Genomic DNA, 21058 nt, shown 5'->3' with positions numbered 1-21058 from the left:
GTTTTTAGTTTTGCATAGATTTTGCGTAGAAATCTCTAAAAGTCAATTCCCTTACTCATAATATGGCAAAGAATAAAGTTTCTCAGAATCCTAAAAATACTCATCAAAAGCCACAAACGGTCAATCAGACGACAAAAAGCGTTAGTGAACCTGAAGTTTTGGTAGAACCAATTCCCTATACAGAACGTAATTTTTGGATTTTATCGGGCATCATCACAGTTTGTGCTTTGGTTGCTTATCTCCCAGGTTTTCAGAATGGTTACGTTTGGGATGATATGTTTTATATCGTCAATAACGAAGATTTACGAGTTGTTTCCTTCCAAAATTTCAAGACTTTAATTTCTGATTTTTATCTTGGAAACTGGCACCCACTCACCATGGTGACCTATTACATCGAATATTCTTTGGTAAAAGATACCGCATGGGTTTACCATTTCGATAATACGATTATCCATATCATTAATAGTATTTTGGTGTTTAAAGTAGTCGAAAAACTGAGTAAAAACTTCTTGATTGGAGCGGTAACTGCGGTACTTTTTGCTATTCACCCGTTACACGTGGAGTCGGTAGTATGGGCGGCTGAACGAAAAGATGTACTTTATACGTTATTCTTGCTTTTGTCTTTTTGGCAATATTTGAAATACACTTCTGTTGTCTGTGAGGACACAGACAACGGCGGGGCTACCAACTGGAAAAGCAAAAATTTCTGGTACGCTTTAGGTTTATTTATTCTTTCGTGCTTGTCAAAAGGTATGGCGGTGATTTTACCCGTTGTATTCTTGATTACCGATTATTTCTTGTTGAACCGTAAGCAAATTATCAAAATTGGCATTGAAAAAGCTCCATTTTTTATTATCTCATTAATTACGGGTATTATTTCTATCAAAGCTCAAAGTGATGCAGGAGCGAATGCAACCAAAGTTATCAGCGACGCTTATTCTCTCTCAGAACGTTTTTTTATGATAAATTATGGCGTACTTTATTATTGGATAAAAATGGTTTTGCCGACTAATTTGATTGCTTTTTATCCTTATCCACAAAAGCCAACAGGTACAATCCCTTCGATTTATTATTCTGCTTTTGCGGGCGTGTTAGCATTGGCGATTGCGTTATTTTGGTTGGGTCGCAAGAATAAATTAGTTTGGTGGGGAGGTTTGTATTTTTTGATTGTAATTTTCCCTGTTTCGCAAGTGTTGCCTGTTGGTAGTGCGTTGATGGCTGACCGTTATTTTTATGTTTCTTCGATTGGTCCTTTGGTAATTTTAGCCGTTTTTGCCAATCGCTTATACCAAAAAGCTACAACCAATAAACTCATGCCAGCGGTCGGAATGATACTTTTATTAGGTTTAACATTTCTTTCATTTAACCAATCAACACATTGGAAAGATACGCTAACATTGTTTACGCCCATTTATGAAAAACATCCCAGCGACCCAATGGTAACGAGTAACATGGGTTGGTATTGGTTTGGCATGAAAGATAATGAAAAGGCTAAATTTTACTTTGAAGAAACGCATAAAACATCTTTCAAAACAGCGGATGTTCATACAGCTTTGGGGCAAATTTATTTCGACGAAAAGAAATATGATTTGACGGTTGATAATTTTGAAGCAGCTCTAAAAATCAAGCCGAAAGAAATGCAAAACCTTCACTGGATGCTTGGTGCAGCGTATTATTACACAGGGAAATACAATATTGCCATTGACGAATCACAACTTGCTTTGGATAAATCGGACAATAAAAACCAGTTTGCTCAGAACATCATGGGTTTATGCTTGGCAAAACAAGGCAAAGAAATAGAAGCCATAAAACGCTACGAAACGGCTATGAAATTAGACGCTAAATTTGCTGACCCACACATTAATATCAGTACCATTTTGAACCACAAAGGCGACCATCAAGGCGAAATTGCGGAGTTAGAAAAAGCTATCAAAATTGACCCGAAAGCAACGGTAGCATTCAAAAATTTAGGGGTTGCCTACAAATCAATGGGCGATTGGAAAAATGCCATCAAAGCATGGGAAAATGGTATCAAAGCCGACCCAAAAGATGGAAGTTTTGACTACAACATCGGTTTAGAATATGGGCAACACGGAGATTTTCCAAACGGCATAAAAGCCATGCAAAAAGCTGTGGCTAAAGGCGACCAAAATGCAACGGTGTTTTTAACGCAGAGAGGGATTCCTTTGAAGTAGGGCAAAAACAACGATTGCCAACTTTTAGAAAGTTGGCAATCGTAATAATTCTTTTTCTTCCTCCGTATTTATATTGAAAGTTTAGTATGTCATTTGTATAAAGGACAGGTTAAAAACCTGTCCTACCCTTTCAAAATCGTCAACTCCGCTCTTACAAAATCCATCAATGATGCAATGTGTGCTTTTGAGAAATCGAAAGGAATATTGGCGGCAGCGTAAATTTCACCCATTGGTTTGGTGTAACCCAATTTCAGTGCGTTCAAATAGCCTTCTAAGCCTTTTTGTGGGTTTTCTTTGTAATTTTTCCAAACGCCAATCGCTCCTAATTGAGCAATTCCGTATTCGATATAGTAAAATGGCAATTCAAAAATATGTAACTGCTTGTGCCACATCGTAGCCTTGTATTTTTCTAAACCTGACCAATCAGTTACGCTATCCGTAAATTGCTCGTATATGCGTACCCACGCTTCGGTACGTTCTTCGGTAGTATGCGTTGGGTTTTCGTAAATCCAATGTTGGAATTTATCAACCGTTGCCACCCACGGAAGCGTACTAATGATGTCTTCCAAATGCTGAATTTTAGCACGTTTCAATTCTTCTTCATTGTCAAAATATACATCCCAATTATCCATCGAAATCAGTTCCATCGACATTGATGCTAACTCGGCTACTTCCGACGGAAAATTACGAAATGTATTCAAAGCCAAATCTTTCGTAACGATTGAATGCACCGCATGACCACCTTCGTGAAGCATCGTAATTACGTCACGCATCAACGAAGAGGCATTCATAAAAATGAATGGAAAACCAGTTTCTTCCAAAGGATAATTGTATCCACCTGGAGCTTTCCCAACTCTTGATTCTAAATCTAAACGTCCCATTCCTTTCATAATTTGGAGACATTCACCCAAAAATGGGTCAAGATTGGTAAAACATTCAATAGTTTTATTCAATAAGTCTTCGCCACCATTGAACGGATGCAAAGCTGGACGACCTTCTGTATCAACGCCTTTATCCCACGGACGAAGAGCGTCTAATTGCATCACATTTTTACGTTCTTGGCTCAGTTCATTCAGAATTGGAACAACGGTTTCTGCTACCGCTTCATGGAATACGAAACAATCTTTGGCTGTATAATCAAAGCGTTTTAGAGCGGCAAAAGTATAATCTCTGAAATTTTCAAAACCTGCATTTATAGCCACTTGATGACGAATAGATTTCAGTTTATTGAAAATCTCGTCCATTTTTTCATGGTCGGCATAACGACGTTCTTGGAGTTTAAAAAAAACCGATTCACGCAAAGTACGGTCAGTATTTTCCAAGAAAACTCCCGCTTGTTGAAGCGTTTTCACTTGCCCGTCAATCTCTACAGTCATGGCTCCAACGGTTGCCTGATATTCACTCGAAAGGTTTTGAATTTCGGTAAACAAAGGAATATTTTCATTTCTAAAAATCTCCGTTGATTTCTTCATTCCTCTAATTGTAATTTCAAAACCAGCATCTGTTAATTCACTCAAAAATGGATTTTCGAGCGTTTTTTTATTCAGAATATCGTCGTATTCAGCCAACTGCGGTTGAATTTCACCCACGAATTGGTCGAAATGAGCTTTAATTTCTTTATCGCCCGTATCACAAGTCATTTTGATATAACGCCAAGCGAAGTTTTCAGAAAGGTAACTTTCCAATTCAGAACGGTCGGCAAAAAACTTACGTAAATCTTCAGCATTTTCAATGGTACGTTTTACCAAATTTTCGTAAAAAGGCTTTACACTTTCCCAAGTTGTCAAGTCAAATTCTTCGCCCAAAAACTTACGAACTGGCGGTGTGGTGGATATGGTTTCTTGCATTGGTTTTAATTTCTATTTGTTCAATGGTTTTCGATTCTGGAGAATCGGGTTACATTTTTCAAAAGTAATAGATTTCCCTTGATTGAGTAGAAATGATTTGAAAAATGTAACTTTGTAAACTACAAAATCATAAAACACCACTACGCCAATGACAAATATTAACAATCCGCACGATAAATTCTTTAAAGAATCTTTCTCTCGACTGGAAGTTGTGAAAAGTTTTATTGAAGAGGTTTTCCCAAAAGAATTCAGTGAAAAAATCAACCTTGAAACGCTACAACTCACGAATGCATCATTTATTGATGCTGACCTTTCTGAACATTTAGCCGATTTGGTATATCAAACGCAATTTGCTTCACAAGAGGTTTTAGTTACCTTACTTTTTGAGCATAAATCTTATACCGAAAGTTTTCCTCATTGGCAATTGCTAAGATACATGACCAATATTTGGGTAGAAGAACAAAAACAAGAAAAACAGCCTTCTGTCGTTATTCCTATTATCATTCATCATGGTAAAATCAATTGGAAGAAAAAACCAATGAAAAGCTATTTTGGCAATATCCATTCATCTTTGGTCAGTTTTTTACCCGAATTTGACTATTTGCTTTTTTCACTCAATACTTGGGAAGATTATCAAATTGCTAATTTTAAAAACATTTTTCTTAGCACAACGGCTATGCTTTTGAAACATTCACGAGATGAAAAAGAAGCATTTTTGAAGTTAGAATCATTTTGGGTTGAAAAACTAAAAGCCTTAGACGAAGCCCACGAAGTAGGATTTATAAGCTCTATTTTCAAATACATTGACAATGGCATCAACTTGACAAGGAGTGACTTAATTATTATCTTTACCAAAGTTTCAACAACAGTAAATAACATTGCTATGACTATCGCCGAAGAAATAAAAATTGAAGAAAGAGAAAACTTAACTTTAAATTATGTGAAAGGTCTCTTTGAAAAAGGTCTTCAAGCTGAGTTTATCGCTGATGCTTTTAAATTACCGCTTCAAAAAGTAGAAGAAATTATTCAAAGAATCAAGTCCTCTGCCAATTAGGAAAGTAGCTTTTATCTGTAAATTGACCTTCTATTCATTATACCCATTTTAAATTTCCAATATTTTTTTAGCGGTAAATCATTAATTAACAGACCCTTAACTGTTAACTAATCGCTATAAACTTTCCATTATACCATGCCCCTCACCAAAGAACAAGTCCTTAAACAATATTACGGATACGATAAATTTAGACCTCTCCAAGCCGATATTGTTGATTGGGTTTTGTATGGACAAGATGCGATGGTTTTGATGCCAACAGGTGGTGGTAAATCGGTGTGTTTCCAAATTCCTGCTCTGATGATGCAAGGGCTGACTTTGGTTATTTCGCCCTTGATTGCCCTCATGCACGACCAAGTGCAGGCTCTCAAAGCCAATGGGATTCCTTCGGCATATTTGAATTCTTCTTTGGATGGACAACAACAATCAGCAATTGAGCGACAAGTGCGAGCGGGTGAGTTGAAGCTGCTCTACATTTCTCCCGAAAAATTATTTACACAAGGTTATTTAGATTGGATTAAGACCTTAAACATCAGCCTTTTCGCTATTGACGAATCGCACTGTGTATCTACTTGGGGACATGATTTTAGACCTGAATATACCAAGTTACACGTCTTAAAAGAAGCCTTTCCAAACGTGCCGATGATTGCTTTAACCGCAACCGCCGACCGTGTTACTCGCAAGGATATTCTCTCACAGTTGGGCATTCCAGAAGCCCGAACTTTCATTTCTTCTTTTGATAGACCCAATCTTTCGTTATCGGTTTTACCAGGAAGAAATCGCACAAAAATTATTCAAAATTTTGTGGCTGAACGACCTCGACAATCAGGAATTATTTATTGCTTAAGTCGTAAAAATACCGAAACCGTTGCCGAGGCTTTGCAAAAAGCGGGCATCAAAGCCAAGTATTATCACGCTGGAATGCCTTCTGCCGACCGTGCGAAGGTTCAAGATGCGTTTATTCGGGATGATGTGCAAGTGATTGTGGCAACGATTGCCTTCGGAATGGGCATTGATAAGTCTAATGTTCGTTGGGTAATTCATTATTCGATGCCTTCAAATGTGGAAAGTTTTTACCAAGAAATTGGTCGTGCAGGACGTGATGGCGTAAAATCAGACACTTTGCTTTTTTACACCTATCAAGATGTGATGGTACGAAAAGACATGATTGCTACGTCGGAATTGCCCGAAGAAATGAAGGAAGTGCAAAACGCAAAACTCGACCGAATGAAGCAATATGCAGAAGCTGAGATTTGCCGACGACGCATTTTGTTGAGTTATTTCAACGAAGAAGTTACCAAAGATTGTGGCAATTGTGACGTTTGTAAAAACCCTCCCATGCGTTTTGATGCCACTTTATACGCTCAAAAAGCCCTTTCTGCCGTTGCTCGTACCAACGAAAAAGTGGCAATGAGTATGTTGATTGACATTTTGAGAGGTTCTAATAATAAAAAAATTATCGACCACCGTTACCACGAAATTAAAACTTTTGGAGCTGGAAAAGATTTAAAAGCCGACGAATGGGCGGATTATTTACAACAAATGCTCAATTCGGGCGTGATGGATATTGCTTATGATGAAGGTCACGCTTATCGACTCAATAATGCTTCTTGGGCGGTTTTGAAGGAAGGTCGGAAAGTGCAATTGGTACGATATAAACCATTTGATGAACGTCAGGCGGAACGTGAAACAATTGTTCCGAAAGAGAAAACGAAGAAAGAAATCATCAAAGATGCTTTATTTGAGCGTCTGCGTGAGTTACGGAAACGTTTGGCGGATGATAAAAACATTCCTCCATTTGTAATATTCTCAGATGCAACGCTTTCGGATATGTCGCAACAAAAGCCAATTTCTCAAGCTGAAATGCTGAATGTTTCGGGAGTTGGACAACAAAAATATCAGCAATATGGTGAGATTTTTATTCGAGAAATCAGGGAATTTCTCTCAACAATTCCTGGAACAAATAGTGCATCATTGGGTATTAACACCGTTCAATATACCTATCAATTATACCAAGAGGGCAATACAGTGGAAGAAATTGCGAAAATAAGAGGACAAAGTCCTGTAACGATTTTTTCACATTTGAGCAAATTATACGAAGAAGGAAAGGACATTGATTTTAGTCCGTTTATTAACAAACAACAATACGACGAAATTGTGAGGGCAGCTAAAGCAATGGGCGTTAAAAAAGGAGAAAGTGTAAAAGCTCTTTACGAAGCAATGGATTCTAAACATGATTATTCCGTGATTAGAATTGCTCTGACGATTTGGTTTAAAGATGGAATGTAGTTTATTGGTGATTAGCAACTGGTTAATTGGTTTTGGCAGCAATAAATTCAAATAGGTTTATAGTCGAATAGCATTTTAATCCAATTTTTTGAGTAATATTTGAATTAAATATGTAAAAAATTGTATCTTCATTCTTAAACTAATTTATCCCCTTAATCACAAAAATTATGAACATTGTAAAACAAATTCCAGCTTTTCTTTTAGGTGCATTATTTATCTTCGGTGGTGCTGCTTATTTATTTAAGTTTGCTCCAGAACAACCCATGACTGGCGATGCTGAAACTTTTATGAAGTTATTCGGAAGTACAGGCTATATGACGGTTATTAAAATATGTGAATTGCTTTTCGGAATCTTAGTTTTAATTCCCAAAACACGTGCTTTGGGTTTAATTTTAGTAGCTCCAATCGTAGTGAATATTCTTATATTTGAACTACACATTGCAAAAGCTCCTGGTATTGGCGTTGTTTTGGTAATTGTGAATGCTTTGGCTATGTATTTAGTGAAAGAAAAATATTCAAGTATTCTTTCTTAAAAAATAGAACACGGATTAAACGAATTAGACACGGATAAAATTTATATATCCGTGTCTAATTTGTTTAATCCATGTTCTATAATATCTACTATTTCAACGAGTTACCATATCCAACGACTAAAACAGACAATACAATTGTCAAAATTCCGACAATAATAGTTGTTAAAGTTTTCTTTGAAACGCCTTTCCATTCCTTCAAAACCAAGCCCCACGAATTGGCAACTAAGATGATAAATGCCATGTGTAAAATCCATGAACTTGGACCATTACCTAAGCGACTTTCACCCATTCCGTAGAAGAAGAATTGTAGAAACCATGTTGTACCTGCAATAGCTGAGAAAATATAGTTTTTCAACAATGGTGTCTCTGAATTTGAATAATCACCAAACGATTTATTCTTGAAATTTAGATACATACACCAAATCAAATTGGTAGTCAAGCCACCCCAAAGGATAACGATGTAAACCACATTATTTCTATACAAAAACTCTCCCTGACCAGCATTTAAAGCCACCCATTGCTCATTTGCTACCTGTGCCATTGATGAACCTGCCTCAATTCCAAAGCTAAAACAAGCACTCAAAACACCCGAAATAATTGAAAATGTCAATCCTTTTGAAATGTCAAATTCTGCATTGTCAGCAGTCTCCCCATTAAGGTCTTTGTCTTTCATACCACCTGCTTTTCCGCAGATAACAATACCCAACACACAAATTGCCAAACCTAATAAAACCATTTGTCCCCATGAAGTCGTCATTAAATCGTGGATAGTATCTTTACCCGCAGTCGGATTAAAATTATAGTAAATCGAAGGAATGATTGAACCAAAAACCGAGCAAAGTCCCAAAATAATAGAACTACCCAACGAAACACCCAAATATCGAACACCCAAACCGTAAGTTAAACCACCAATTCCCCACAATAAACCCATCAAATATGTCCAAAATAAAACTGAACCTTCTGTACTTGAAATGATAGAAGCAAAGTCTGGAATAGTCAAATATGCCGCAATCGGAGGAACAATTAACCACGAAAAAATACCGCCAGTAATCCAGTAACTTTCCCAAGACCAACCTTTTACTTTTTTATAAGGAATATAAAAACTACCCGATGCAAAACCACCAATAAAGTGAAAAATAACGCCAAAAATTGCTCCCATGTTGATTCTTAAATATGGTTAAATTAGGAAAAAGTATAACAAAATATCATTTTCCACAAACCTAAACAATAATTGGGATATGATACACCTGTACTTACCTGTAATATAATAGTATCACGGGAATCTTTCCCGTGTATGCAACTATAAGTACCACGGGAATCTTTCCCGTGTATGCAACTATAAGTACCACGGGAATCCTTCCCGTGTATTGCAACTATAAGTACCACGGGAATCCTTCCCGTGTTGAACTCTACGTACACGGGAAGGATTCCCGTGGTACATGATTACCTTTGTATAAATTTAACAACATAAATATGTCATTTGAATCTCTTGGTTTATCGGAATCGCTCTTGAAAGCCATTGCCAAACAACAATATCCCAATCCATTTCCTATCCAAGAACAGGCAATTCCTGCTATTTTATCGGGAAAAGACATTCAAGGAATTGCACAAACGGGTTCTGGAAAAACCGCCAGTTTTGTATTGCCTATTTTAGAGTTTTTCCAACGTAAAAAAGCCGTAAGAAGTCTGCATTTAAAGGTTTTGATTCTCGTACCTACTCGTGAATTAGCTCTTCAAATCAGTGAAGTTATCAGCAGTTTTTCCGAAAATTTACCCATAAAAGTGAAAAATCTTGCCGTTTTTGGGGGTGTTCCGCTCAATCAACAAATGACAAAATTGAGAGATACCGAAATTTTGGTGGCTACTCCGGGGCGTTTGTTAGATTTGATTTCGACGCAATCGCTCAATTTGACCAAAATAGAAATGCTCGTTTTGGACGAAGCAGACAAAATGTTAGACTTGGGTTTTCAAGAAGAAATGTCTTACGTTTTCCAACTTCTACCCAAAAAACGTCAAAATATATTATTCTCCGCCACGCTCGATACCAAATTGGAAGTCATCAAAGAAAACCTTCTTTGTGAACCCGTAAAAATAGAAATTGAGCCAGAAGTTGAGAATTTAGATTTGATAAAACAAACCGCCTACACCGTAAGTCCCGAACGAAAAGGACCACTTTTACGGTATTTAATTAAGTCGCAAGCCATGACGCAGGTTTTGGTTTTTGTGTCATCGGTGAGAACTGCCGATAATTTGGTGGAGAAATTGAAGAAAAACGGCATCAACGCCATAGCCATTCACAGCAAAAAAACGCAAGGAGCAAGAACTGAAGCTCTACGTGGTTTCAAGACGGGCAAAGCACCCGTTTTAGTTGCTACCGACTTAGCTTCACGAGGAATAGACATTCAATTTTTACCCTTCGTAATTAACTACGAATTACCCCGCTCGCCCAAAGACTACGTTCACCGCATCGGACGCACAGGTAGAGCAACCTCATCAGGCGAAGCCATTTCCCTAATTTGCCCAGAAGACGAACATCACTTCAAAATCATTCAGAAAAAAATGGGGAAACAAGTGGAGATGATTGATGGGAATTTGGTGGAGGTTGGAAAGGCTTGATGAAATACACTTATTTGTTATTTTAGCGAATTGAATCCCAAATTATTATAATATTTAGTGAATCAATTCACGAATTATTACATAACCCCATCAAGCGAAACCATTCCCATAATTTGTATAGAACAGGAACATCATTTCAAAATCATTTAGAAAAATGGAAATTATTGATGGGACTTTTATGATTATATTTATCCCATTTATGAACCCAAACTGACTGAAATATTTAATTATTTAAAATTTGTAATGTGATTACAATAGCCAAACTATATATTTATTGTAACTTTAAAAGCCAAAATTGATAGAATTTCATACATTTGTACAAAATTTTATCAATTGCTGTCTCGAAATTTAAAATATCTAAGAAAAAGTCGTTCATTAGCTCAACAAGAAATGGCGAAAATATTAGGTATTTTGAGAGCCACTTATGCAAACTATGAAAATGGGAAACATGACCCTCCTTCATCCTTTTTACAAAAAGTTAGTACGAATTTTGGTGTAAGTATTGATAAACTTATTTTTGATGATATTGAAAAGAGTGAAATAAATGAAATTATAACCACTGATACTACTAATCAACTTCGTGTTTTAGCAATAACAGTTAATGAAAATCAAAAGGAAAATATAGAATTTATTCCTATCAAAGCGGTAGCTGGGTATGCTCAAAATTTTGAAAATACAAATTTTATAGGCGAATTATCTCGTTTTACATTTCCTAAATTGAAAGAAGGAACATACAGGGCTTTTGAAATACAAGGTACCTCAATGTTACCAATTAAAGAAGGAGATGTAATTGTTGGTCGATATATAGAAAAAGCGGAACAAATACTAAATAATAAACGCTATATCATTCTATTAAGAGAAGAAGGGCTTCTATTTAAAAGAGCTATCATAGAAAAAAACTCAAAGCATAGTATTATTTTATTGTCAGATAATCCTAATTTCCAGCCGTTTTCAATACATTTTAAAGACATACTGGAAATTTGGGAAATGGTTGCTTTTATTGGTTACGGAGACATAGTACAAGATAATACAGATTTATTGATGCTTAAAATGAATACTATTGAACAAAGCATCAATCGAGTCATTGAAAATAAAAAGTAGTTAGCAATAAAAATGGATTTTTCAGTAATTGATTATTTAGAGTTTGGTAAAGGTATAATAGACGTTAATTCTGATACCAATACATTACCCCCTGTCAAGCGTCATTACGTTGAACAGGCGAATAATCTATTGTACGGCATAGATAAAGTTTATTTTTTAGGAGAACAACCCGCTATTTATTTTAAATCTGTACCCAATTTCAAGGAAGAAGTATTAGAAGACCTCGCTAAGGTTCAAAAAAGTATCTGGAATCAAGGCAAAGCACCGTTTTTGTATGTAGAAAGTCCTACCGAAATCCGAGTATATAATGGATTTGATAAACCTATAAATCCTAATGACGATAGCCAAAATGTAGAGAGTCTTGAAATATTTAAAGCAAAGAAAGGCGATGAAACAGCCTTAAATGAGTTGAAAGACGTTTTTGGAGTAGTCTCAATTGATTCGGGTGATTTTTGGAGCAAAGAAGATTACGCTAATAAGATTAAATCTAAGGTAAAAATTGAGCAAGCCCTTATTAAAAACCTACGAGATACTCGGACTCATTTAAAATCAAAAGGCTTAGATATTCATGTCATTCACGATATTCTTTTACGGGTACTTTTTACGCTTTATTTAGAAGACAGAGGAGCAACAGACCCAAGCTTTTACCAAAATTATAAACGAGACGCAAGTTCATTTTTTCATATTTTAGGAGATAGAGAAGCCACTTATGGTATCTTCAAAAAATTAGAAGTTTCTTTTAATGGAAACTTATGCCCCATTACAGACAAAGAAAAAGATGTTACAATAGAGCATTTACAAATTGTTAAAGAATGTTTTTGGTCAAAAATAAAAGATAATAAAAACCAACTCAATTTGTTTGATTGGCGTATTTTTGACTTCCGTATTATTCCTATTGAATTAATTAGTGGGATTTATGAGGATTTTCTTTCTAACGAAGGTGGTGAAGAAAAACAGTCTAAAACGGGTGCTTTCTACACACCTCGTCCATTAGCGGAATTCATTTTAAATAAAGTCCTTCCATATCCTACCACTGAGGACACGAATCATAATATCAAGATTTTGGATCCAACGTGTGGTTCTGGCATTTTTTTGGTAGAAAGCCTCAACCGTTTGTTAGATCGTTGGGAAATGGCTAATCCTGACAAAAACCTTAATTTCGATACAATATGTAAAATTGTTAAAGACAATATATTTGGAGTAGAACAAGAAAAAGAAGCCATCAAGGTAGCTGCATTTAGTTTATACCTTGCCATGCTCAACAGACTTGACCCAAAAAATCTTTGGCAAACTGGTAAATTCCCTTACCTCATTTACGAACCTGAAAACCCTAATCCCAATACACAGGGGAATAATTTATTCAGAATGAGCACCATTTCTTCGGGACCTTTTGAGGAAATAGAGTATGATTTAATTGTCGGAAATCCCCCTTTCAAGAAAGGAGGATTAGACGAAGATGTAAGCCAATATCTTACAAAACATAAATTTGCACAAGAAGCAGTTATTGCATTTTTACACAAAGCCACCACACTTTGCCCAAAAGGAAAGATAGCCTTAGTTACAGGTATCAAAATTCTTTTTAATACTGGAAAACCATATCAAAAATTCAGAGATTTTCTATTTGAGAAAACTTACGTAGAAGAAATTTACAATTTCTCTATTCTAAGAAATGCCTCAAAAGATGAAGGAGGAAGTTTATTTGGTGCAGCAAGTGGACCAGCAGGTATTTTGTTTTATAGCAATACTTTCCCAGAAAATCCTTCAAATCGTTTACTTTACGTTGCCCCTAAAACCGTTCTAAAAAATCGGTTTATGAATGGTATTGCTATTGATGCAACAGATGTTAAGTATTTGCCAAGGGAACAGGTTAAAAAGCCAGATACGAAGATTTTAAAATCGGCTATGTGGGGAACGGAGAAGGATTTTGCATTAATTGAGCAATTTAAATCAGTAAATAGTCTTTTAAATATTTTTAAAGAAAAAAAATGGAAAGATAAGTCAGGTGTTGGATTTCAAACTTCTGATGCGGATAAGCCTAATTTTACTATCAACCTAATTCCACATATAGACGCTGGTAAAATAAATCGCTATTATACTGATATTGAAAAAACTCGATCAATTAACCGTACAATATTTCGCAGATTTGGAAATGAAGAGGCATATAAAAAACCTCATGTTTTAATCAAAACAGGTCAAGAAAATAAAAAATTCTGTTCTTCATATTTAGATTTTGATTGTTCTTTTCAGAGTACGATTTATGGTATTCACATAGAAAAAGGTGAAAAGGAATTAAAACTATTGTCTGTTTTCTTAAATTCTGGATTGGCTTCTTATATAATGTTTTTGACAGCGGCAAGTTGGGGTATAGAGAGAGAAGAAGTGAAGCCTAATGAAATATTCGATTTACCAGATCTATGCTTCTCCCTACCCGAAGACAAAAAAGAAGCAATCGTAGTGTGTATGGATGAAATCATTGCGATTAAAAAGCAAAATTTAGCTATTTATAGTATTGAAGAAATCGAAAAAAAGATTGATAATTTATTTTATGAAGCTCTTAATTTAACTTCAAATGAAATTGTTTTAATTGAAGATTTAATAAATCTAACCTTAGATGGTTTTCAGAATAAAAAAGAAAGTATAGCATTTCGTCCTTGCCAAAACATTGAAATAAAGACGTATAGCCAATATTTGGCTAATAACATTAATAGTTTTTTGAAATTTGGTAGTTCGCTAACTGCATGGGTAACGGTTTTTCCAGTAGCTCCTAAAATTCCGTTGAATATTGTAGCCTTACATTTTAATCAAGACCAAGAGGCTGGCTATATTGAAGAAAATGGCAACACAAATATTGCCAAAATTCTCAAAGAAATAAATGAATTTACCTATCAAGAATACACGGAAAGCATCTATTATCGCAAGTTTGTGAAATATTATTCTGGAGATACTATCTATATTATTAAACCTAACGAAAAGCGTTTTTGGTCACGTTCATTAGCTCTGAATGAAGCAGACGAAATCATTGCTGAAATACTAAGTAAGAAGAGTTAATGACACCATTCAACACCGACATTTATGAGTCTTTCCAGTTAGCTATGGAAGGATTTTGCCTTGAATTGCTACATCAAGGTTATGAAGCTATGCTCAGGGCAAAGAAATATGACGTAGATTGGAAAGAAGATAAATTAACGGTTCATTACATCGCTTGTATGCAGCCATTGAATCTTAGGAAAGAGCATCAAATTTCAATCATACCACAATTTATCATCTATTCAGATGAACACGCTTTTGAAGAAGATGAAGTTGAAACAGCTCCAAGAATAGATTTTATGTTTCTTAAATGGTTTCAAAAAGAAGAATTTAATTACTATGCAGAAGCGAAAAATGTATCAGAAAATTCATGGATAAAGAAAAATGGTAAACCCGTAAATGCTTCATATTACTACAAAAGATACATCGAAACAGGCATAAGTCATTTATTAACAGGGCATTACCCAAGCAATTGCGTAATGATAGCTTATGTTTTAAACGGAGATAAAAACGCAATTCTCTCTAATTTGAATAACAGAATTTCAACAGATTTTACAGATTATGGAATCATTGCAAAGCCTATAAAACCAGTGTATGATGAATTTTATATTTCTGAAAATCAAGTAAATCCTAAAAATTTGACTCTCAAACATTTATTCTTGCAATTAGCGTAAAAAGCCATTAACCTTCTCATTATCAGAAGACTAATGGCTTTTTATTTTTTAACTTATTCTCTCTACTCCACCACCGCAACCCCACCCCCACTATAACTTCTATACTCCCCACGATACATCGCATCCGCAGATACGGGTCCCATTTGGAATTTGCCTTTTGAAACAGCTCTTACTAAGTAATAGAACGTTTGTGGCTTGTTGGAAATGTTGGTAAAGAAGTTAATTCGGTCGTCTCGGATATCGAAATGTTCGGGTGTGGTTTGGTCTTTTACCCATACTAAATCACGGTCTGCGGTTAGTCTTGGGTTTTCGATTTCTACGCCTGCGGGTAACATATCCGTAACTACCACGTTATCAACTGCCAATCCGTTGGTACTTTGGAGCGTAATTTTTATGACAATCAACTGATTTTGCTTGAATTTTGCTCCACCCAAAGGTTGTCCCGAACGAGTATAAAATTGCTTTCTCACCTTCAATACATTATCAATTTGCTCGTATTTGCCCGTAGCACTTAAACCTTCAGCTTGAGCAAAATAGTAAAGACTTCCCTTTCCTTGCGTGCGGATAACCGACTGATTTCCGATATTTTTAATCAATAAATCATTTGCCGTAAAATTACCCACCACTTTATTATTACTTGAAATTGAAGCCGTTACGGTGCTTGCATTGGCTTTCTTCACTAATTTACCCAACGCCAAAAATGCAAAGGCTTGTTCTTGCGTGGTTAGATACGGTTCGGCTTTCAAATTTTGGGATAATTGTCTCGCCAAAGTCGGAATTTGTAAATTATTTGGGTCGGTATCAATCAAGGTATTTAACACCAAAGCTTGATTTCTAATCGGTGAACTGAAACTTCCGCCCGTTTGCTTTTCGGTAATTTCTGAACCGTAATTTTTCGGTAAAATGGCGTTGTAACTTTTTACTTCGCCAATCAGACTATATGCTGCTGCCAAAAGATATTTTGAATCGGTGGTGAGTAAGTCCATATTAGATTTGTAATAATTCATTACCGAACGGTTCGGCTTTCCTGCCATCGCCAAAACGTACAAACTATAAATAGTTTCACGTGCCGCAATCACTTTGGTTTCGTAAGTTCCTGTTTCTAAAAAGTAATATTCTTTATCAGTCATTTTAGAATTGGAAGCCACCGTTAGATATTCGATTAATTTGCCCAAAGTTGAGCTATTTACCTGAAAATCATTCTTTTGTGATTCTAATAAGAAATGCGTAGCATAAGCAGAACCCCACCAAGATTCACGGTCGCCGCCTTGCCAATATGATAAACCGCCGCTTGGCAATTGCATTGATTCAAGTTTATGAATGGCCGCTTCTACATTTGTCCGAGGATTTAATTGACTTTCTCCCGCTTTCATGTACGGTTTTTTACCCGACTGAATTTGTTTAACAAACTCAGAAAAATACAATTGTGGAAAAGCCGTTGAAGTCGTTTGTTCTACGCAACCATAAGGATAATTCAAGAGGTTTTGGAACTTGTCCATAAACTGCACCATTGGCGATTTACTCACCGTCATTTCGGTTTTCAACGAACTCGGAATGTAGTCATTTATTAAATTTACATTACCAATCGAACCACCATTGACCACGCCAGCCACCGAAGTTTTCAGTAAAGAAGTCGTTGGACGAATCGTTAATTCTATCTTTTCGGTAAATTTCTCTTTCAATCCATTTACCACCACATTTACCGTTGCATTGCCAATACTTGGAGCAGCTTTCACCGCAAAATAAGCTCTTCCTTCTTTTTCGGCAGGAATTACTAAGGTCTGCGTTTTGTTACCAACCACCGACAAACCGCCTGATAATGAAACCGTTGCCGTAACATTGGCGTTTTGCTTGGTGGTATTAGTAATATTAACAGGCACTTGAATTTCATCATTTGGCGAAGCAAATCTTGGCAAAGCCGTAGAAATCACGAGTGGGTCAGCGACTTTCATATTTTTCGTTGCCGAACCAAAGGCTTCATCTTTGTAAGCCACCGCCATGATGCGTAAATCGCCCGAAAACTGCGGAATATCAAACTCAAAAGTTGCCTCTCCTCCTACGCCAGTTTTCACAATTCCCGACCAAATGGCTACTAAATTTACCCGTCCATTATTCAAGGGGTTCACTCGCTTTTGCATATCGTAACCATCTCCACCAACTGACGAACTTCCCGAAATTGATAATTCTGGAAATAAAAACGGATACAAATCGTAGCTATCTACTTCCAAAGCCTGTTTTTGGTAAAAATGAGCGTAAGGGTCGGGTGTTTTGAAGTTTTTGAGTTGCAAAATTCCTTCATCAACCACCGCAATCGTTAATTCTGTATTGCCTTTGGTTTTAATCGTTACTCGTTGTTTGGTTTTTGAACGAGATTTTTCAACCGCCACAATTTCGATTGGCAATTGATTATCAAGGTCTTCCACCATGATAGGGGCGTATCCGTGAGCAACTGTCAAAGGCATATTTGAGCCATCCATCGGACGAATCAACGTAGCCGAAACATAGACATTTGGCAAATGTTCTTTCCCAATTTTGAAACTCAATTCCGCCGATTTTTTATCAGTTTCAATCACGAAATTTTCCAAAACGTGATTTCTTTCAATCGTTACAATCAATTTTCCTTGAAATGGCGTTTTGAAAAGTACCGTTGCATTATCGCCAACGTTGTATTTTTCTTTATCAAACGACATCTCCACTTTTCCTTCGTTATTTACTTCAAACGAACTATTTTCAGTTGAACCGTAGCCGTAAGCATAGAAATTTTGAGCCGTCCAAGATTTTGCCCCTTCACTATGAACCCGAATTTCGTACTCGCCCGAAACAGGGGGAGCGTAAGAAACCATTGCCTTTCCTCCGTCAAAATTCATGGTGCGAGAATAGACAACTTTGGTTTGTTTTTTAGAAGAATATTTCAAGGTATTATCGGCATTTTTCTCGATAACGGTCTGATAATCAAAGCGTACAATTTCCACTCGACCTTTTACCGAAACTGGTTTTCCGTCTTTATTCAGAGCCACCAACGGAATTTGAGTCGGTACATTCGTTCCAATATACGTATCTGGCATTCCAATTCCGTAGAAAACGGACTGCGTAAAAATGTCTAATTTACTCAAACGATTCACTGGGCGACCCGTTTCGTCAAAAACTGTTACATACGTTTTTGCTTCCAAAACACCCATATTTGCGTAAGTTGCAGGAATTTGAAAACCTTCCGAAGCGATACCATTTTCGTTGGTTACGCCCTCACGAGCAACCATTTCAAAATTGGTATTATCTTGAATATCAAAGATGAAACCTTTGTATTCTTTCGGCTCAAAAAGTTTACGGTTCAAATTCAATTCCATCTGATAATTCCGATTGGAGGCAGGAGGTCCAAACAAATTTGTAGCCGTTGCATTAATCTGAATCGTCTCGCCATTTCGATAAAATTCCTTGCCCGCTTTTACCTCAACTTTGATTCTATCGGGCATAAATTCTTCGATGGAAATATTGCGAGAAGCCAATAAAACATCGTTCGCATTCAGCACTTCCACCACGTACACACCCGTGATGGACGCACGGTCGGTCGGAACGGACATTTCAACTGCACCTTGTGCATTGGTCGTTTTTTTGAAGGTTTGAAACTCCTTGCCATTTGGCAAAAGCAAGCGAATTTTTACGGGAATTTCACCCACCGATTCCCAATTATTTTTACGAATAATGGTATTAAAATGCAAGGTTTCTCCAGGACGATAAATATCTCTGTCGCCGTAGATAAACGCCTCAAAACCAGACGCATTATCTCGTTTTCCTTCTACATCAAAACGAGAAGTTTCCACCTGCGAACCTTCTAAGAAAAGGTAATTAAAATCGTCATCGGTATGAGCCGTAATCATGGCGGGTCGGAATTTTGAAGCCTTAAATTCCTTGAAAATCGCCATGCCTTTTCCATCGGTTTTTACGGTTTGAATCGTTTGATTATTCGACGAAATCAAACTTACTTCCACGCCACCCATTGGCTCGGCGGTTTTGATGGAATTAGCAAACACAACTACTTCATTTTCAGACGATTTCATAATCAATCCAATATCCGAAATACTAACTAATTTGGTTGCTCGGTTATAATATTCATCGTTAGAATTAACGCTTACCAAATAAATTCCTTTGATAGAATTTTGTTCGGGCAAGGACAAATTCAACGCTCGAACGCCTTTGGTTTTGGCAAGATTGGCTGTTTCAACGGTTTTATTAACAATCACATCCGAATATTGACCTGCTTCGTCGGTGTCGTAATCGTATATGTTTGAAGAACTGTTTCCTTCTTCATCGTAGTTGGCGTTATCGTAATTCAAATAACGTCCATTCGTCAAAAAATGCAAAATGTTGTTTTCGTAAATTTTGGCAATTCTAACGTTTACTTTGGGTGTATTGACAATATTAATGGCAACGTTTTTATTCCCTTTCGACGATAAATAAACAGCTTTTTTATTGACAAATCCAATCGAAGCAGGCATTTGTCCGAAATACAAATCTTTCGTATAATCATCTGACAATGAAGCGCCTAAAACACCTTTTGCTTCTTTATTTATCGTTAAAATATAGTTATCAGATTCGTTAAAATCACCTTTAATGATAAATCCATTTTCGGTAATTTCTGCTTTGGTTTCAAGCGTTGGAATTTGCGGTTTGGCTTTTGGAGCAACGGGTGCTTTTTCGATTGGATTCCCCAAAGAATCATATTCTATGATGGGTTCTTCAACGACTTCTTCCGAAGATGCCCCGTTGATTTCAACTTTATAGATTTTCTCTAAATCTTGAACGCTAATCGTCTGATTGGTAACGACTTTCACAAAACCTTGATTATTTTCAAAACCGTGTTCTACGTTGGTGATTTCTAAGGTTTTAATATCGGGCAATGATGCTTCCAAAGTCAATTCTTCGGGCGTTTCAAATTTAGAATTTGGCATCGAAAGCCCTTTATCTAAATTGATTTTCAAAGCTTTTCCTTCACCATCCGACAAGCCTTTTATCTTCACGCTCACACTCGCAGACGTACCCGATTGATTCATTTGAAAATCGTATTTTTTATCATCTGAATCCGTAACTTTCAAGACTTTCGCTACTTCCTGCGGGTTCACAGGATAATTAAAATTCATTTTCAACACGGCAGCACCTTGTCCATCTTCACGAGATTTTGTCCAATAAGTTTCTACGTTTTCCAATTTCAAATAAGGCGTATGAAACGTGATTTTTTCAGAACTGACCCCATATTTTTTCTCAGATTTATTCACAACTGATTTACTAATGGTAGCCGTATATTCAGTAGCAGGTTCAAAACCAACCGCAGGCGAAAAAATGAGTTCGTTAGTAGCCGTCCATTTGAATTTGCCTTCCACTTTCGGAGAAATTTCAATGTATGGTTCTGCTTCCCAAGTATTGAGGTCGCCATCACGCACAAGGTCTTTATCAAAGGTAAACACCAGATTTTGAGCTAATTGCACTTCATCTTCAAAATTCATATTAGAGATAGCTACATCGCCAAATTTTGAACATGAGACAAAAAACAAGAAAATAAAACTTAGAAAATAAAGGGGAAATTGAGGAAAACGGGAAGTGGACTTCATCGGGTTAAGCTCGATTTCAGAAATCGAGAAAGCGTTAGTTGATTATAACTGAAAAGTTCAGAAATCTTTAACGCATTTTCAACTATTTGGGCGTAATTCTTTTAAGCGGTAGGTAATCCCGA

The 21058-nt window shown here is 36.4% G+C and carries 11 protein-coding genes; 8 read left to right on the top strand and 3 right to left on the bottom strand.

Going from position 1 to position 21058, the window contains the following annotated elements:
• Window positions 1-62 precede the first annotated feature (62 nt).
• Entirely contained in the window at window positions 63-2195 is a 2133-nt protein-coding gene (locus tag VB796_RS03105) for a tetratricopeptide repeat protein (RefSeq protein WP_323345046.1), read from the top strand.
• Window positions 2196-2317: 122 nt separating this feature from the next.
• Here the strand turns inward: VB796_RS03105 and VB796_RS03100 are convergent, their stop codons facing one another.
• Window positions 2318-4042 (bottom strand): M3 family oligoendopeptidase, encoded by a 1725-nt coding sequence (locus VB796_RS03100; protein WP_323345045.1) that lies wholly within the window; start codon window positions 4040-4042, stop codon window positions 2318-2320.
• A gap of 148 nt (window positions 4043-4190) precedes the next feature.
• Between VB796_RS03100 and VB796_RS03095 the strand changes: the two genes are divergently transcribed.
• The 3 genes from VB796_RS03095 (at window position 4191) to VB796_RS03085 (ending at window position 7915) form a co-directional block, all read left to right on the top strand.
• Window positions 4191-5096 carry an Rpn family recombination-promoting nuclease/putative transposase gene (locus VB796_RS03095; RefSeq protein ID WP_323345044.1) on the top strand — a complete coding sequence of 302 codons (906 nt, stop codon included), beginning with the start codon at window positions 4191-4193 and terminating at the stop codon, window positions 5094-5096.
• A 135-nt stretch (window positions 5097-5231) separates the two neighbouring features.
• Window positions 5232-7382, top strand: coding sequence for a DNA helicase RecQ (gene recQ / locus VB796_RS03090; RefSeq protein ID WP_323345043.1), 2151 nt, complete (start codon window positions 5232-5234; stop codon window positions 7380-7382).
• Window positions 7383-7549: 167 nt separating this feature from the next.
• On the top strand, window positions 7550-7915 hold the full coding sequence (locus tag VB796_RS03085; protein ID WP_109744763.1) for a hypothetical protein: 366 nt from the start codon (window positions 7550-7552) through the stop codon (window positions 7913-7915).
• 88 nt (window positions 7916-8003) lie between these two features.
• Here VB796_RS03085 and rhaT read toward each other — a convergent pair whose 3' ends face one another.
• A complete protein-coding gene (gene rhaT / locus VB796_RS03080) occupies window positions 8004-9074 on the bottom strand; it encodes an L-rhamnose/proton symporter RhaT (RefSeq protein ID WP_323345042.1) in 1071 nt (356 codons plus the stop codon).
• Between the two features lie 314 nt (window positions 9075-9388).
• Here rhaT and VB796_RS03075 point away from each other — a divergent pair, with 314 nt between their 5' ends.
• The 4 genes from VB796_RS03075 (at window position 9389) to VB796_RS03060 (ending at window position 15333) form a co-directional block, all read left to right on the top strand.
• Window positions 9389-10531: a DEAD/DEAH box helicase gene (locus VB796_RS03075; RefSeq protein WP_323345041.1), complete on the top strand. Its 1143-nt coding sequence runs from the start codon at window positions 9389-9391 to the stop codon at window positions 10529-10531.
• A gap of 333 nt (window positions 10532-10864) precedes the next feature.
• Complete coding sequence (locus VB796_RS03070) at window positions 10865-11632, top strand: LexA family transcriptional regulator (protein ID WP_323345040.1); 768 nt, start codon at window positions 10865-10867, stop codon at window positions 11630-11632.
• 12 nt (window positions 11633-11644) lie between these two features.
• Entirely contained in the window at window positions 11645-14680 is a 3036-nt protein-coding gene (locus VB796_RS03065; RefSeq protein WP_323345039.1) for an HsdM family class I SAM-dependent methyltransferase, read from the top strand.
• Window positions 14680-15333 carry a hypothetical protein gene (locus VB796_RS03060; RefSeq protein ID WP_323345038.1) on the top strand — a complete coding sequence of 218 codons (654 nt, stop codon included), beginning with the start codon at window positions 14680-14682 and terminating at the stop codon, window positions 15331-15333. The genes VB796_RS03065 and VB796_RS03060 overlap by 1 nt, the downstream gene beginning before the upstream one ends.
• Before the next feature lie 62 nt (window positions 15334-15395).
• Here the strand turns inward: VB796_RS03060 and VB796_RS03055 are convergent, their stop codons facing one another.
• Window positions 15396-20936 carry an alpha-2-macroglobulin gene (locus tag VB796_RS03055; RefSeq protein ID WP_323345037.1) on the bottom strand — a complete coding sequence of 1847 codons (5541 nt, stop codon included), beginning with the start codon at window positions 20934-20936 and terminating at the stop codon, window positions 15396-15398.
• Window positions 20937-21058 lie beyond the last annotated feature (122 nt).

Origin of the sequence: Arcicella sp. LKC2W, assembly GCF_034931005.1 — a bacterium.
GTDB lineage: Bacteria > Bacteroidota > Bacteroidia > Cytophagales > Spirosomataceae > Arcicella.
The sequence above is the reverse complement of the archived record's forward strand: the minus strand, read 5'-3'. Positions and strand labels throughout refer to the sequence as shown.

Excerpts from the sequence above, each read along its gene's own strand:
- VB796_RS03100 (WP_323345045.1), bottom strand. The coding sequence starts at position 4,042 with ATGCAAGAAACCATATCCACCACACCGCCAGTTCGTAAGTTTTTGGGC.
- rhaT (WP_323345042.1), bottom strand. The coding sequence starts at position 9,074 with ATGGGAGCAATTTTTGGCGTTATTTTTCACTTTATTGGTGGTTTTGCA.
- VB796_RS03085 (WP_109744763.1), top strand. The coding sequence starts at position 7,550 with ATGAACATTGTAAAACAAATTCCAGCTTTTCTTTTAGGTGCATTATTT.
- VB796_RS03065 (WP_323345039.1), top strand. The coding sequence starts at position 11,645 with ATGGATTTTTCAGTAATTGATTATTTAGAGTTTGGTAAAGGTATAATA.
- VB796_RS03105 (WP_323345046.1), top strand. The coding sequence starts at position 63 with ATGGCAAAGAATAAAGTTTCTCAGAATCCTAAAAATACTCATCAAAAG.
- VB796_RS03055 (WP_323345037.1), bottom strand. The coding sequence starts at position 20,936 with ATGAAGTCCACTTCCCGTTTTCCTCAATTTCCCCTTTATTTTCTAAGT.
- VB796_RS03075 (WP_323345041.1), top strand. The coding sequence starts at position 9,389 with ATGTCATTTGAATCTCTTGGTTTATCGGAATCGCTCTTGAAAGCCATT.
- VB796_RS03060 (WP_323345038.1), top strand. The coding sequence starts at position 14,680 with ATGACACCATTCAACACCGACATTTATGAGTCTTTCCAGTTAGCTATG.
- recQ (WP_323345043.1), top strand. The coding sequence starts at position 5,232 with ATGCCCCTCACCAAAGAACAAGTCCTTAAACAATATTACGGATACGAT.
- VB796_RS03095 (WP_323345044.1), top strand. The coding sequence starts at position 4,191 with ATGACAAATATTAACAATCCGCACGATAAATTCTTTAAAGAATCTTTC.